12 protein-coding genes and 1 pseudogene are annotated in these 15,512 nt (G+C 33.7%); all 13 read left to right on the top strand.

Annotated elements, in window-relative coordinates; translation table 11 throughout:
- The first annotated feature begins 4 nt into the window (after window positions 1-4).
- The 13 genes and pseudogenes from ABWU45_RS06200 (at window position 5) to ABWU45_RS06260 (ending at window position 15,512) form a co-directional block, all read left to right on the top strand.
- Window positions 5-1,198: pseudogene (locus tag ABWU45_RS06200) on the top strand (hypothetical protein).
- On the top strand, window positions 1,198-1,392 hold the full coding sequence (locus tag ABWU45_RS06205) for a hypothetical protein (protein ID WP_353278256.1): 195 nt from the start codon (window positions 1,198-1,200) through the stop codon (window positions 1,390-1,392). The pseudogene ABWU45_RS06200 and the gene ABWU45_RS06205 overlap by 1 nt, the downstream one beginning before the upstream one ends.
- Window positions 1,379-2,884, top strand: coding sequence for a hypothetical protein (locus ABWU45_RS06210; RefSeq protein ID WP_353278257.1), 1,506 nt, complete (start codon window positions 1,379-1,381; stop codon window positions 2,882-2,884). Before ABWU45_RS06205 ends, ABWU45_RS06210 begins: the two co-directional genes overlap by 14 nt.
- 266 nt (window positions 2,885-3,150) lie before the next feature.
- The gene (locus ABWU45_RS06215) at window positions 3,151-4,317 is read left to right on the top strand and encodes a phage tail sheath subtilisin-like domain-containing protein (protein WP_353278258.1); all 1,167 of its coding nucleotides are present in this window, start codon (window positions 3,151-3,153) and stop codon (window positions 4,315-4,317) included.
- Between the two features lie 11 nt (window positions 4,318-4,328).
- Complete coding sequence (locus ABWU45_RS06220) at window positions 4,329-4,835, top strand: phage major tail tube protein (protein ID WP_353278259.1); 507 nt, start codon at window positions 4,329-4,331, stop codon at window positions 4,833-4,835.
- Between the two features lie 46 nt (window positions 4,836-4,881).
- Window positions 4,882-5,139 (top strand): phage tail assembly protein, encoded by a 258-nt coding sequence (locus ABWU45_RS06225; RefSeq protein WP_353278260.1) that lies wholly within the window; start codon window positions 4,882-4,884, stop codon window positions 5,137-5,139.
- A gap of 109 nt (window positions 5,140-5,248) precedes the next feature.
- Entirely contained in the window at window positions 5,249-7,423 is a 2,175-nt protein-coding gene (locus tag ABWU45_RS06230; RefSeq protein ID WP_353278261.1) for a phage tail tape measure protein, read from the top strand.
- Window positions 7,424-7,974: 551 nt separating this feature from the next.
- Window positions 7,975-8,385: an NTP transferase domain-containing protein gene (locus tag ABWU45_RS06235; protein WP_353278262.1), complete on the top strand. Its 411-nt coding sequence runs from the start codon at window positions 7,975-7,977 to the stop codon at window positions 8,383-8,385.
- A gap of 61 nt (window positions 8,386-8,446) precedes the next feature.
- Window positions 8,447-8,821 carry a hypothetical protein gene (locus tag ABWU45_RS06240; RefSeq protein ID WP_353278263.1) on the top strand — a complete coding sequence of 125 codons (375 nt, stop codon included), beginning with the start codon at window positions 8,447-8,449 and terminating at the stop codon, window positions 8,819-8,821.
- A complete protein-coding gene (locus ABWU45_RS06245; RefSeq protein ID WP_353278264.1) occupies window positions 8,778-11,105 on the top strand; it encodes a glycosyltransferase in 2,328 nt (775 codons plus the stop codon). Before ABWU45_RS06240 ends, ABWU45_RS06245 begins: the two co-directional genes overlap by 44 nt.
- Window positions 11,066-12,742 carry a WG repeat-containing protein gene (locus tag ABWU45_RS06250; RefSeq protein ID WP_353278265.1) on the top strand — a complete coding sequence of 559 codons (1,677 nt, stop codon included), beginning with the start codon at window positions 11,066-11,068 and terminating at the stop codon, window positions 12,740-12,742. Before ABWU45_RS06245 ends, ABWU45_RS06250 begins: the two co-directional genes overlap by 40 nt.
- 4 nt (window positions 12,743-12,746) lie before the next feature.
- Entirely contained in the window at window positions 12,747-13,736 is a 990-nt protein-coding gene (locus ABWU45_RS06255) for a phytanoyl-CoA dioxygenase family protein (RefSeq protein WP_353278266.1), read from the top strand.
- Entirely contained in the window at window positions 13,737-15,512 is a 1,776-nt protein-coding gene (locus ABWU45_RS06260) for an ABC transporter ATP-binding protein (RefSeq protein ID WP_353272545.1), read from the top strand.

Here is a 15,512-nt window from a genome sequence, read left to right on the forward strand (position 1 = left end):
AAAGATGTTAACAGCCAATAATCAGGGAAAAATAAAGGGAAAGGTGAAAGTACCAGCAAATATTCCAGCAGGTACTAAATTAGTACAGTTTTATGGTGATAAAGGAAGTTATGGAGAAGCAACTTATACTGGTAAAAAAACAATTACCATAGAAGAAAGAAGAAGAGTTATTGCAGCAAGACGAGTTGATCCTTTAGCCCAAACATTTACGCTAAATGAGAGCAGACACATAGGAGGCGTGTAGCTATGGTTTATAAATAAAGGCAAAAAACGTGTTGTTGTGCAGATTAGAGAAACAGCAGTGGGAATGCCCTCACAAACTGTTATTGCTGAAAGTTATATTGAGCCAAAGAATATAAAGATAGATGGCACAGCAACACGTATAGAGTGGTCACCAGTGTTTTGCCATGCAGGAGAGGAATATGCAATAGTGCTACTCACTGATGATCAGGGTACTGCAGTAAAAATAGCAGAGCTTGGCAAGTATGATGCAGTAAATAGCCGTTGGGTAACGAGTCAACCTTATCAAGTAGGAGTATTACTTTCATCGAGCAATGCAAGTACCTGGACTCCACATCAAAACTTTGACCTTACGTTTCGACTACTAGCTGCAAAGTTCACTGAAAATTCTCACGTTATGGATCTTGGTAAAGTTACTGCAAACAATACTTCAGATTTAATTGTTTTGACGAACGTCGAAAAAGTAGCATTTGATACCAATGTGGAATTTATCTTAACAGATGAAGAGGGAAGAGAAAACTTTTTATCTGATAATTTGCCGCTCGCGCTGCGTGAAAGAATAAATGGAGAATTAACGGTAAAAGCAAGCCTAAAAGGAGGGCGAGAAAAAAGTCCTGTTCTCTATCCTGGGTTACAGCTAGTTATGGGTAATCTTTCAGAGTCCGGAGATTATGTTACAAGAAGTATTACAGCAGGTTCTAACACTAAGATAACAATTACCTATGATGCGCTGATACCTGGCACTGCAGATGTTAAAGCTTACGTACAAAAAAATATTGAAAGAGAAGAATGACAATTAGTAAATTTAACATCAGGAAAACCAATAGGAGAAAATTTGGTGGAGAGAACTCATGTACTGACAAACTTTAACGCCAATGAAACAAGGATAAAACTGGTTTTAAGTGGTACAGTTATCTATCGTCCTAAAGTCAAAAATCTTAGAGTAATAGTAACATAATGAATGTTGACCCAACCAAACGAGGATATCCTTTGCCTCATCCAGAGAATATTGCAGTGGAAGATGTAGTACGTATTCGAAGAGCTATAGAAAAAATAGATGAAGATATTACCGAAAGAGAAGATGAACTAAAAAATAATTTTAAACGACTGAGCTTTGAAACTTTTTTGAATTTGTGGAATGACCATTGCTAACGAAGCCATAGATGCATTGCATCAAAGAATTAAAGATTTAGCAGCAAATAGCACTCCTGATCAATTAGCGTACCTTGCTAAATCATTGGAATCGATGATAGGTAAAAAAGCTATTTCTGATGTTACGCAAATGACTAAAGTAAAAGAAATAATTGATGCACTACAAAAGAGACTTAAGGATTTAGCAGCAAACAGCACTCCAGATCAGCTTGCATATCTTGCTAAGGCATTGGAATCAATAATCGACAAAAGTTCGGTTTCTGAAATTATACAGATGACAGATGGTAAGCTAAAAGAACTTCTTGATAGTGCAAAAAGACACCTAAATGATATAAACAGCAATAAAACAAACTCAATATCAGCAATAACTGCAGTAAAAACAGAGTCTGTTAATGAAATCAACAAGCTTAGGGATAATTCCTTAAATACTTTAAAAGCATCATCAGATTCGCACATATCGCTACTTGATACGAGAAAGAATGCCAATATTGCAGCAATAAATAGCATTAGTAACAGTCATAAAGATGGTCTTAAAGGTTTAGTAGAAGATTTTCGTGCTGTTAATAATGTACCACCTGGCTCATCAATTATAGGAGAAATAGAAACTCGAATTGAAAACATCCTTAATGAGGTAAAAACTCGGGATGAACAGTTAAAAGCGTCTCTTATAAATGAAATAAGAAAGCGCAACATGGTTGAACCAGGGTCATTACCTTTCTTATTTGGTGTACTTGGCAGAAAAAATAATTATTTTGGCCACGGAACTTTTACGACAGAGCTTGGAAAGTGGAGTAGTGATATAACAAAAACAGACTATATGCTGCAACTACTTGCAGGTACTCACACATATGATACAAGCTATGTTAGTTTTTATCGGCCAAGACAACTCAGTTTTTTAGAAGGAAGTAAAGGTACATTTATCTATGGAGAGTCATACCCAAGATTCATGTATGATGGATTTTCGGAGCAATTCAATATGCTGAAATACCCTTATGCTGCACTGGGAGTAATATTCGTAAAAAACACAAGCAATGTAGATATAAGTAAAACTCTAAACTTTGTTGGATCTGCAATGTGGTATAAAGATGAAGTTAATTATGGGGGAGCAGGATTATTTATAGGCACACCTGATAAAACTAACACAAGGAAATCAGAGATTTCGAGAATTACTTGGACACGTATTTACCAGCATGAAATTAGCAGTCCTGAATTTATTGCATCAGGTAACATACTCATTCCAGCAGGAAAAACTGTTACAGTGTTACTTTATACGTCATCCAATCTTCACTCAGGAGGTGAAAGAGTTGGTGAGACACCTGAGTTCTTTGCAAGTGAGCATACGTATAGCACAATCTATGGTCAATTTATTCAGTGGGGAATATATAACTTTCGCAGCAATTTTTTAACTACAGGACTTGAAATAGATGTAGAGAGAACACTAAGAGCATGGCAATGTCCAGGATTAGATGCAACATATAAACTTTGGCATTAAAAAAACATATAAGTTGAAAACAAAATACTTTAAAACAAGCCAGAGAGAATTTTTATTGTTAATTGTTTAACAGGGGAGAAAAATTGTTCAACGCAGTAAAAAGAATATTTAAGAAGAGCTATTACAAAATGCGAAATTTTCTACATTTTCTAGTTTTTGTCTTTATCTTAATAAATATAATAAACCTTAAAAAGTAGCAATCAGAAGAAGAAAATTAAAAGAGTTTTCTTGACAATTTTAAAGAGCAAGTTTTAGCAGATAACTATATGACAGAGGAATTTTTGCACGGAGTAAATGTTATAGAGGTAACCTCTGGAGCAAGGGCAGTACGTACGGCTAAATCATCAGTGATAGGTGTAATTGGTACTGCACCTGAAGCAGATGAGCAAAAATTTCCGCTAAATAAACCAGTGTTAGTTGCAGGAAGCTTAAAAGAAGCGGCAAAACTTGGCAAAAAGGGAACTCTTTTTTCAGCAATAAATGGAGTATTTTCCCAAATTGGTGCAACAGTTATAGTAATTAGAGTTGAAGAGAGTGAAAACATCAATCCAAAATTAAAAGAAGAAGAGACGCTGAAAAATATAATTGGCGGTGTTGATAAAGAGACTGGAGAGTATCAAGGGATAGAGGCATTCCTCAGTAGTGAAAGCATAGTTCATGTTGCTCCAAGAATATTAATTGCACCTCAATTTACTCACCAACTACCAGAAGATGCAGTGGTTGCAGCATTAATTTCTGTAGCAGAAAAGCTGAGAAGCATAATAGTAGCAGATGGTCCAAATACCAATGATGAAGAAGCAATAAAGTGGAGAAAAAGTGTAGGCAGCTCAAGAGTTTACGTAGTTGACCCATGGATTAAGTTGTTTATTGAAGGAAAAGAAAAAATCTTGCCATCGAGTCCATTTGTAGCTGGTTTAATAGCTAAAATAGACAGCGAACAAGGCTTCTGGCATTCACCTTCAAATAAAGAGATAAATGGTATTGTTGGAACAAGCAGGCCTATTGATTTTACGCTCGGTAATACAAATTGTAGAGCAAACCACTTAAATGAAAATGAAGTAACAACGATAATTCATCAAAATGGCTATAGGCTTTGGGGAAATAGAACATGTTCAAATGACTCGAAATGGGCTTTTCTATCAGTAAGAAGAACTGCAGATTTAATCAACGATAGTTTACTTCGAGCTCATCTATGGGCAGTTGATCGCAATATTACCAAAACTTACATAGATGATGTGATTGAGGGGGTGAATTCCTACTTAGCAAATTTAAAAGCACAAGGAGCGATTATCAGCGGAAAATGTTATCCAACACCTGAACTCAATACACCAGCAAACATTGCAAGCGGGAAAGTGTATTTTGACTTTGAGTTTACACCACCATATCCGGCAGAACAAATAACATTCAAATCTCATCTCGTAAATATAAGTTAGGAGAAAGCAAAGTGTTACCGAAAATACTGAGAAATTTTAACGTATTCGTTGATGGTCGTGGTTATGCAGGAAAAATAGATGAAGTAACCTTGCCAAAGCTCACCATTAAAACAGATGAATATAGAGCTGGTGGTATGGATATTCCAATAAATATTGACATGGGTATGGAAAAGTTAGAAGCAGATTTCACTTTTTCTGAATACGATACAGAGCTCTTTCGGCTATTTGGGTTGATAAATGGAAATTCAGTAGCTTTGACGCTAAGGGGCGGATTACAAGGCAGCGGAAACAATGATATTGAAGCAGTAATAATCAATTTAAGGGGAATATTCAAAGAATTTGATTTTGGTAGCTGGAAACCTGCTGAAAAAGCCACTCTCAAATGCACTGTAGCTGCCCATTACTATAAACTTACGATAGGTGGTAATGAATTAATAGAAATCGATGCTGAAAATATGATTAGAAAGATAAATGGTGTTGATCAAATGGCTTTGTTACAAGCGGTCTTAGGTATTTAGGTTTAGTTTTAAAAAGATTTTAGAATTTTATTTTTTAGGAGAAAGTATGACAACAGTAAAACTTGATAATCCAATAACAGTAGATGGTATTTCTATCTCAGAGCTTACCATTAGACGTCCAAAAGTTAGAGACTATCTTGCTATTGAGAGACTTAATGGTAGTGATCTAAGTAAGGAAGTAACTTTGACTGCCAATTTGACATCAGTTGCAAAAGAAGCGATTGAAGAGTTAGATATTGCTGATTATGTGAAAGTGCAAGAGGTATTAAAGGATTTTTTTTCACCAGTTATTCAAAGGACTTGAGGTCAGAAGTATTAATGTTCAGCTCTGTTGTAGGGGGCGGGGTTGAGCAAATACTTGAAATGGAAATTAATGAATTTATCCTATGGAATGAAGCAGCGAGGAAGGTACAATGTCAACGTTATCTATAAAAATTGGAGCAGTCCTAGATGGCAGTTTCAGTACTGTAATAAAAGGAAGTAGCAGTCAACTTACTCATCTTGGTGAGAATATAAGAAAGCTTGATTCATCTTTAAAATCAGTATCAAAGTTTAAGCAATTAGGTCATGATGTTTTGACTAGCAAGAGGTCATGGAAAGGCTTTGAAGATCAAGTAAAATCTTTAGCTAAACAAATGAAGGCAATAGAGAAACCGAGCAAAACTTTAAAAGCAGAATTTGACAAGGCCAAAACCTCTGCAATAAAAGCAAAAGAAGCATATTTGAAAAAGAGAGATGCTTTGCATTCATTTAATGAAGAAGTAAGAAAAAGTGGAAGAAATATTAAGTCATTAGTAAGCGACCAATATAAACTTGGCTCGTCCATTGAAGCGCTGAAAGGCAAGTATGGTAAGCTTGGATCTGCAATACGTAGTCACCAAAGTTTTTTAGCAAGTAAAGCACATTTTAAGTCACAAATTATAGAGACTATTGGGCTAGGTCTTTCGCTTGCAGCTCCAGTTAAAGTTGCGATTGATTTTGAATCGGCTATGGCTGATGTTAAGAAGGTAGTAAAGTTTGATAATAAAAAAGATGAAGTAACTAAATTTGCTGAAGGGTTAAAGGAAATGTCAAGAACAATACCATTATCAGCCGCAGAATTAGCACAAATAGCTGCAAGCGGTGGTCAACTTGGTATCAAGAAAGAAGATCTTTTTAAGTTTACAGAAACAGTAGCAAAAATGTCTACAGCATTTGATATGTCTGCAGAGCAAGCAGGTGATTCCATAGCTAAACTTTCTAACGTTTATGGAATTGATGTTAGTGAAATGGAGCATGTTGGTAATGTAATCAACCACTTATCAGATAACACTGCTGCTAAAGCAAAAGATATGGTTGAAGCTCTAGCAATAGTTGGTGGTACTGCAAAGCAGTTTGGATTAAAGTTTGAACAAACAAGCAGCTTAGTAAATGCTTTTATTAGTTTAGGTAAACAACCAGCAAAAGCTGCAACTGCTATAAATGCACTGCTTAGCAAACTTCAAACTGCTGAAGGTCAAGGAAAAGAATTCAAAGCAGCACTAGAAGAAATGGGCATAACCGCGGAAGAAATGGTACAAAGGATCAGTGAAAGCGGAGAAGAAGCACTACTTCACTTTTTTCAAACTCTAAAGAAAATGGATAATCAGGAACGTTCTACAATCCTGATGAAACTTTTCGGTCAGGAATATCAAGATGATATTGCATTATTAGCTGGAAGTTTTAATAAGTATGAGGATGCAATAAAGTTACTGGCTAATACAGAAAAGTACGGAAGCTCTCTCCAAGAAGAATTCAAAAATCGTGCAGACACTACAGCTAATAAATTACAATCGTTTCAGCCGAAGCTTGTGATATTAGATACAGCAGCAGACCTATTTGGAGGAAATGAAAACGACCGTTCTCATGTGAGACAATTTATTCAAGGTTGTTGTGGTCGAATAGCTCAAGCAATAAAAGGAGCTGTTTTATTACTTGCCCACCCTTCTGATGCGGGAATAATACGTAAAACTGGCACAGGCGGTTCAACAGCATGGAATAATACAGTAAGGTCTCGTTGGTATTTGACTAGACCAGATAAAGCTAATGCTTCTCCTGATGAGAGAATTTTATCGCGCAAAAAATCTAACTATTCGCAGTGCAATAACGGGCAAATGACACTTTACTGGAAAAATGGGGCATTTGTACATGACAATTCAGTTTTAAATTCAGAACCAATAATCAGAGATCAATATAGTAAAAAGTTGGATTTAGAACGGATGAGAAAACATGAGGTTATCTTGAGTTTAATTCGCAGTAGCGCATATCAAGGTAATATTTATACTGCTGGACAATTTGCAAAGCGTTTTGAAGGAGAAGAGGGTCTTGGCAGTGAGCGCAATATTAGAGAAAGAATAAATAATCTTGCAACTCTTGGACAGATTAAATTCTTTCGTAATGCTGCAGGATATGGGACCAATTCTAAATATGGATTTCTTTGTGTGCAGGATATGGAATTTAAAGTTTCAGTAGGAGATAAAGTAGAGCACAAGTTAATAAAGCCAACACATTACTATCTACAAGCAAATGGTGCGGTCTTGCCTATTAAAGATTTAGATATTTTGTGGTAATTTTTCAAAAAGTTTCTGAAAATAGCAATTACTTTTATTCAAATTTTCAGGATGTTGAGAGCATTTAAGAGGGGCAAGTGAGTTTTCTAAAAAACCTTCATACAAAATTTTCTTTACAATGAATAAAAATGACGATAAAATCATGTGCAAGTTTATTTTATACTAATAGAATTAGTATAAGTACATTTTATTCAAATTTTAAAGGGCATTACAGACGCTAAAGAGATACAATCGATTGGGTTGGACACACTCGCTTTAGAACTTAATTACAGGCTTTTTGGTGAATTAAGCAGTAGTTACCTTATTTCAAACAGAGTGGTCTAAGAGGTTTCATCAATAAAAACCATACTTGAAAGTAGCACACACTCAATTATAACTATGGGGCGTCTCTTTCTAAAATTTTACTTAAGAATTACTACAGATGCTAATTTAACGAATTTTGTCTGTTCGATGGTAGTTATTTTCCTCTAGATCATTTAGAAAATCAAAGCGGACTTTACATCTTACTAATTATAAATTAACTTACTACCTAATCAATTCCTGAGTTATGTATGAGTAAAATTTTGATAATATTAGCAGCAGGAAAAAGCAGTAGAATGAATTCTGAATATCCAAAAGCGTTGCACCAAGTGGGAAATTTTACTCTTTTAGAGCATATAATTCACAATGCAAAACCGCTGAGTTTAAAAAGTCTATCAATTGTCATTAACAAGGCTTTTCTAAAGGAGTTAGAAAGATTTAGTACCTTAAAAGATATAATTGATAAATATAATATAAAATTGATAATTCAAGAAAATATTACAGGTACTGGCACTGCAGTTAAAATTGCCCTAGAAAACCTGGAGCGGTTATCTGACCAAGACATAGTTTTAATACAGTACGGAGATACTCCCTTTATATCTAGTGATACAGTTATGAAAATGACTGATTGTTTAAAGTATAATAATTTAGTTCTTCATTAATGCATTAAGAGGTGATCCAATTAAAATAGAAGGTAAAGAATGTGTTTTTGATTTTACCTATTTGGATGATGTTATAGAGGGTATATGCTTAACTGTTAAATATTTACAAAGCGAAAAATCTTCCCTTCCTGCTATTCATCTTACTACTAATAGCCCATGTACTTTAGAAAACTTAGCAAAAACAATATTAAAAGTCACGAAAAGTGATTCTAGAATTGATTTTTATCCTCCAAGAAATTTTGACGTAACTAAGTTCCATGGTGATTTTACTAGAGCCAAAGAGCTACTTGGTTGGTCTCCAAAGCATTCATTAGAAGTAGGATTAAGCAATTTTATAAAAAGTCTACAAAACAATATACAAGAGTATCCTAACAATATAGATATGGTAATATATGAAAATATTAAAAATTATTCATGGTTACCCTCCTTATTATAGTGCTGGTTCAGAGGTTTACAGCCAAACTCTTGCTCATGAACTAGCAAATAACAATGAGGTACAAGTATTTACTAGGTATGAAAATAGCTTTTTACCTGATTTTTATTACACTACAGTCCTAGATAGTAGTGACTCTCGAATCTTACTGCATTTAATTAATATACCCACAGCTAAATATCGTTACAAATTTATCAATGAAGAAGTAGATATACAATTTAAAATAGTAATAGATAACTTTCAACCAGATCTTATACATTTTGGTCATCTTAATCATCTATCAATTACTTTACCAGAAATTGCTTTTAAAGAAAATATACCTACAATTTTTACGCTACATGACTTTTGGTTAATGTGTCCAAGAGGAAGGTTTATTCAACGTAATTCTGAAGATTTATTACGGCTTTGTGATGGACAAAAGGATCAAAAATGTGCAACCCAATGTTACAAGGGATATTTTACAGGAGATGAAGAATTCCTGAATTTAGACCTAAATTATTGGGAACAATGGGTTGCAACTAGAATGAAGTACACAAGGAAAATAATAGACTATATAGATTACTTTATTTCCCCATCGAAATTCTTGATGGATAAATTTACTCAGGATTTTAATGTTCCGATAAACAAAATTTCTTATCTTGATTATGGTTTTGATCTCAATCGTCTTAAGAATAGAAATAGAGTACAAGAAAAAGAGTTTATTTTCGGTTATATTGGTACTCATACTCCCGAAAAAGGTGTTGACCTATTACTAAAGGCTTTTTCTCACTTACCATCTAAAGCAAAACTTAGAATTTGGGGAGCAGCAAGAGAAGAAACTAAAGCTTTAAAAGCAATTGCCGATCAGTTTTCACCTGTTGTTAAAGAAAGAATAGAGTGGATGGGAAGTTATGATAATAAGAATATAGTTACTGACGTATTTAATAAAGTTGATGCAATAGTCGTTCCTTCAATTTGGGGTGAAAATTCACCGTTAGTAATACATGAAGCACAGCAACTTAGAATACCAGTTATAACAGCCGATTATGGTGGTATGGCAGAATATGTAAGAGATGGACTATTATTTAAGCACAGAGATGCAAGTAGTTTATCAGAAAAAATGCAAATCCTATCTACAGATCAGGGGTTATATAGTAAACTTACCCAAAAAGGCTATCCTTATACTGAAAATGGAAATATACCTTCTATAAGTGAGCATAGTGAGAAACTTAACAAGATTTACCGTAATGCTATTGAAAAGAAAGGCAAGTCAGTAGCTTTGAAACCTGGTCCTTGGAGAATTACTTTTGATACTAATCCAGATTACTGCAATTTTGCTTGTATAATGTGTGAATGTTTTTCACCATACAGCAAAGTTAAAGAAGAAAAGAAAGCTAAAGGAATAAAACCTAAGATACTGTCGATAGAAACTATCAGAAAAGTAATTAAGGAAGCAGCTGGCACACCTTTAAGGGAAATCATTCCTTCTACTATGGGTGAGCCTTTAATGTATAAAAGCTTTGATGAAATAATCAATTTGTGCCATGAGTTCAGCCTTAAGCTTAACCTCACAACCAATGGTTCTTTTCCTATTAAAGGAGCTAGAAAATGGGCTGAATTATTGGTACCAATTTTGTCTGATGTTAAGATTTCCTGGAATGGGGCAACTAAAGAAACTCATGAAAAAATCATGAAAGGTTCAAAATGGGAAGTAGTGACAGAAAATTTAAAAACTTTCCTTGAAGTTAGAGATAAATACTTTAGCGATACAGGTGAAAGGTGTACCGTTACTTTACAATTAACATTTTTGGAAAGTAATTTACATGAACTCTATGACATAGTTAAGATGGCCATAAAAAATGGCATAGATAGAGTTAAAGGACATCATCTTTGGGCACATTTTGAGGAAATTAAGGATCTATCTATGAGAAGAGATGAATTAGCAATTAGTAGATGGAATACAGAGGTAAGAAGGTTATATGAGCTTAGAGATAATATGCTATTGCCAAATGGTAAAAAGATAAAATTAGAAAATTTTACAATCCTTTCTCAAGAAGGTATTAAGGATTTGGCTCCAGGTGGTCAATGCCCATTTTTAGGTAAAGAAGCATGGATAAACAATGAAGGAAAGTTTAGTCCTTGCTGTGCTCCAGATGAACTCCGTAAGACATTAGGAAATTTTGGTAATGTTAATGAGGTTAAACTCGAGGAAATATGGCAGAGTAGTGAGTACCTAAGCTTACAAAAGAATTATTTAAATTACAAATTATGCAAAACATGCAACATGAGAAAACCTTTGATCAATTAATCAAAGATAATTTTAAATCTATTAAAATTTCACCGTGTGAGAGCTTTCACGAGTTGCTAGGAAATCCTTTATATGAAAATAGGTTTATAAAGGTTGGTAAATTTCATGAGCCCGGTCTTGCACCGGTTTATGATCAGACAGGTGCTTATCATATCAATGTAAGAGGAGAAGCAGTTTATCATAATAGATTTCTGAAAACTTTTGGATTCTACTTTAATAGAGCAGCCGTAGAAGATGATACAGGGTGTTACCATATTGATTCATCTGGATGTAGAGTATACAAACAGTCTTATCAATGGATTGGAAATTATCAGGAAGATGCTTGTGTAGTTAGAAGACATGATAAATGTTTTCATATTAATTTAAATGGCAACAGGATTTATCAGGAGGAATATGATTATGTTGGAGATTTTAAGGATGGTATCGCTGTAGTCTATAAGGATAGTAAAGCTACACATATTAATCATCATGGAAAGTTAGTACATAATAAATGGTATAAAAAACTTAATGTTTTTCATAAAGGGTATTCTATTGCAGAAGATCAACATGGTTGGTTTCATATAGATATTAATGGTGATCCTGTTTACCAGCAGAGATTTAAAATGGTAGAAGCATTTTATAATGGGATGGCAAAAGTTGAAACTTTTGAAGGTGTGTTAGGACAAATCGATATTACCGGAAATGTAAAGTTTAGTATTTTTGATTTAGGTAAAGAATCTCAAGTGCATAGGATTTCTGCAGAACTTTCAGCCTTTTGGAAAACTTACCTAACAAGCGTTGCTATTGAACTTGATTTGTTAAATATTTTACCTGCAACTACGCCAGTTTTATCTAAAAAGTTAAACATTATCGTACCAAATCTAGAAAGGCTGTTAAGGGCGTTGTGGGAAATAGGGTTTATTGATTACGATAAGGACAAGGACTTATGGCAACTATCATCAAAAGGTAAGTGTTTTAAGGAAATACCATTTTTGCCAAAAGCAGCAACGATGTGGGCAAGAGTTGCCGCTGAAAAGAATTGGTTAAAGATGGCCGATATACTAAAACAGAAGTCTATCTCTTCATTTGAATCTTTTAAGGAAAGAGAAGCATCAGAAGATAAGAAAATAGCATTTTACCAAGCATTGCTAGGATATTCTAGGTTTGATACTAAAGAGTTTAATTCTAGAATTAATATAGATGATGCTAAGAATATATTGCTATTTGGTGTACACTCTTTATTTCTTGCTTATTCTGATATACACAATAAAGGTTCCATAGGCCTATATAACGAACATAAAGTGCCAAGACAGTTAGTAGAAAATTTAAAAGTCAAACTTATAACTCAGGAAGAACTATCAGCTACAAATTATGAATTAGGTGTCTTTTGCCGCTTTCTACAGCATTATGATGATGATAAAGTATTATCTTATTTAAAATTGGTCAAAGGAATATCTCGTATTTTATTGATAGAAACTATTTTAGATTACCGCTCTCCAGCTGGAGGCTCTGTAGATATTAATGTCATGGTTGAAACAGGAGGTAAACTAAGAACATTAAGCGATTGGGAAAAAATACTCAAACAAGTAAAAGGATTCAAAATTTTTGCTGTTATACCTTTAACAGATTACTTATCAGTTATTGATGTCAGGTGTTAATCATATGGAAACATTACAAAAAAATGGTTTTTTTATTATCAAAAATCTGGTTCCTTTAGAGCTAATAACTCAGTCTTTAAGTGATATAACAAATAAGATATCAAAGCTATCCCAAGAACTAAGTGTTTCAACTTCTGACTACTTAAACTGTACCGGCAGATGGGGCACGTCATCTCGAGTAACTAGAATTATCTCTCAAGCATTAGATAAAATTATTAAAAATTACCTTGAAAAGTCACTTCAGTGTCAGATACTGCAGAAAAAATCAAATGTTATATGTAAAACTGCTGATTTAATAGATGCAGTTCCCTTCCATCAAGACATCTCCTATAGTTTCAATGGTCCTTACCACTTTTCTGTTTGGTTAGCTTTGAATAATGTCAGTGAAACTTCAGGTGCACTGCAAATTATAGAAAACAGTCATAAATGGGAAATACAGCCTTTAGTTGATTTTTGGTACCCATATTTCTTTGATCAGTACTCAAATAACCGAGAAAATTATAAAATTAAGTCACTACCTATTTCAGCAGGAGATGCGATAGTTTTTGATTCACGGTTATGGCATGGTAGTGATAAGAATACAGATGCTAAAGATAGATTTGCTTATGTAACAAGGTGGATTATAAAAGATCAAGACCTTCCCTATGTGCCAAAACCTCAGCCTTCAGTTTTTGGTATACTCAATTGTGGTGAGTTAACAGAATCTATACTGAGAGAATGCTTGTCATTGTTTGGCTACCAGGAAAGTATAAAAGCAAAAAACATGGAAGAACTTATCAAGAGCTGGTTAGCCTTTATTACAGACACAACTACAAATATTTCTGAGATCGACACTACTGAGGCTAAGCGAGATTTATATAAGCTGCTTATTCTAAATCAAGCATCAGCACTACATGATGCTGGAGACATCTCAGGAAAAATATACAAAAATTTATGGTTTTCACTACTTGTATTTCTCAATAAAAAAGTCAAAGTAGTGGAGCTAGCATTGTAAATGAACAGAAGTAGAGTTGATAGCTTCAAATGTGTATTGATGTTCATCTTGAATATAGTATCTAAATTCAAGCTTAATGTACTTATAATGTCTTTAGTTGCTCTGGTGGTAGCTGTTGATTTGTCTTTTAGAAAGTATTTAGTAAAAAATATTCTAGATACAGCTGTAAAATATCAGGAAGGTAATGTAATTGAAAATCTTTTATTACCTGTAAGCGCTTATCTTGGCATGGCATTACTTATCACTACTGCTTTTAGATTCTATGGCTATTTTGTTGACATTCGAATGTTTACCTTAATGCGTCAAAAAATAGCTGATATATCTTTTTGTAGGCTACTCCAACAAGACCATTCCTATTATCAGAACAATTTATCTGGAAGCTTAGTACATAAGGTCAGTAGCTTAATGGATAGTGTGATAGAGTTAATAAGATTGCTTATAGATTGTTTTTTCGGTTACAGTATAGCATTAGTCTTAGCTATTTATACCTTATCATTAGTAAACATAAAGTTTGCAATCGCTACATTCACTTGGGTAAGCATTTTTATTTTAGTCTCGATTTTCAGCTTTCGTGTACTTACTGAACTAGCTGATAATTACTCTAAACAAAATTCACAAGTAATAGCTAGTATAGCAGATAGTATTTTAAATGTTATATCAGTAAGGCTATTTTCTCAGCAAGCACATGAGAGACACAAATTTTTTCAAATATGCAAGAAAAGAACTATTGCAGAGAGAAAATTGCAGTGGGCATACTTTTGTCTTTGGTTTATATATGGCTATTCATTCGATATACTCCAAGCAGTAAACTTGTATTTTTTAATTCATGATTATCAATTGAACAAGATCGCAATAGGAGATATTGCTCTTGTACTTGGAATTAATATATCGATTATAGAGTTTCTTAACCATCTAACTAGGAATCTTACCCAATTTTCTACTCATTTCGGCAAAGTTTCAGATGCATTGCCAATCTTAACTACTGTACCAGAAATTCAAGATAAGAAAAATGCTAAAGAATTAAATTTATTAAGTGGAAGAATAACGTTTAATAATGTTTCTTTTTCTTATGAAGGTCAGGAGTCATTATTTCAAGATTTTTCAGTTACCATTAATCCTTGCGAAAAGGTAGGTCTAGTTGGTTATTCTGGAGGTGGTAAATCTACTTTTATAAACTTAATCCTAAGGCTATTTGATGTTAAAAAAGGTAATATACAGATTGATAATCAAATAGTATCAGAAGTTACACAGAGTTCTTTGAGGCAACAAATATCTGTAATACCTCAAGACCCATTGTTATTTCATGATACTATTTTAGCAAACATCATATATGGTAAACTTCAATCTACTATCGAAGAAATAATGAGAGCTGCAAAGCTGGCTGGTATTCACGATTTCATTATGACTCTACCAGATCAATATGGAACTACAGTCGGAGAAAAAGGCATCAAGCTATCTGGAGGAGAAAGACAAAGAATAATAATAGCAAGGGCATTTTTAAAAAACGCTCCAATACTATTTCTCGATGAACCAACTAGTCAGTTAGATTCTATAACAGAAAAAACAATTCAAATGAGTTTATTTAAACTGATGCAAAATAAAACTACGATTACTATAGCACACCGTATTTCTACACTTTTACACATGGACCGAATTCTAGTATTTAACAAAGGAAAAATTGTCCAAGATGGTAAACACGCTGAACTAGTTTCTAAACACGGTCTTTATAAAGAACTTTGGAATGCTCAAATTGGTTGTTTGAATGGCAAAAAATAA

The sequence above is a fragment of the Wolbachia endosymbiont (group B) of Longitarsus flavicornis genome (genome assembly GCF_964028135.1).
Taxonomy (GTDB): domain Bacteria; phylum Pseudomonadota; class Alphaproteobacteria; order Rickettsiales; family Anaplasmataceae; genus Wolbachia.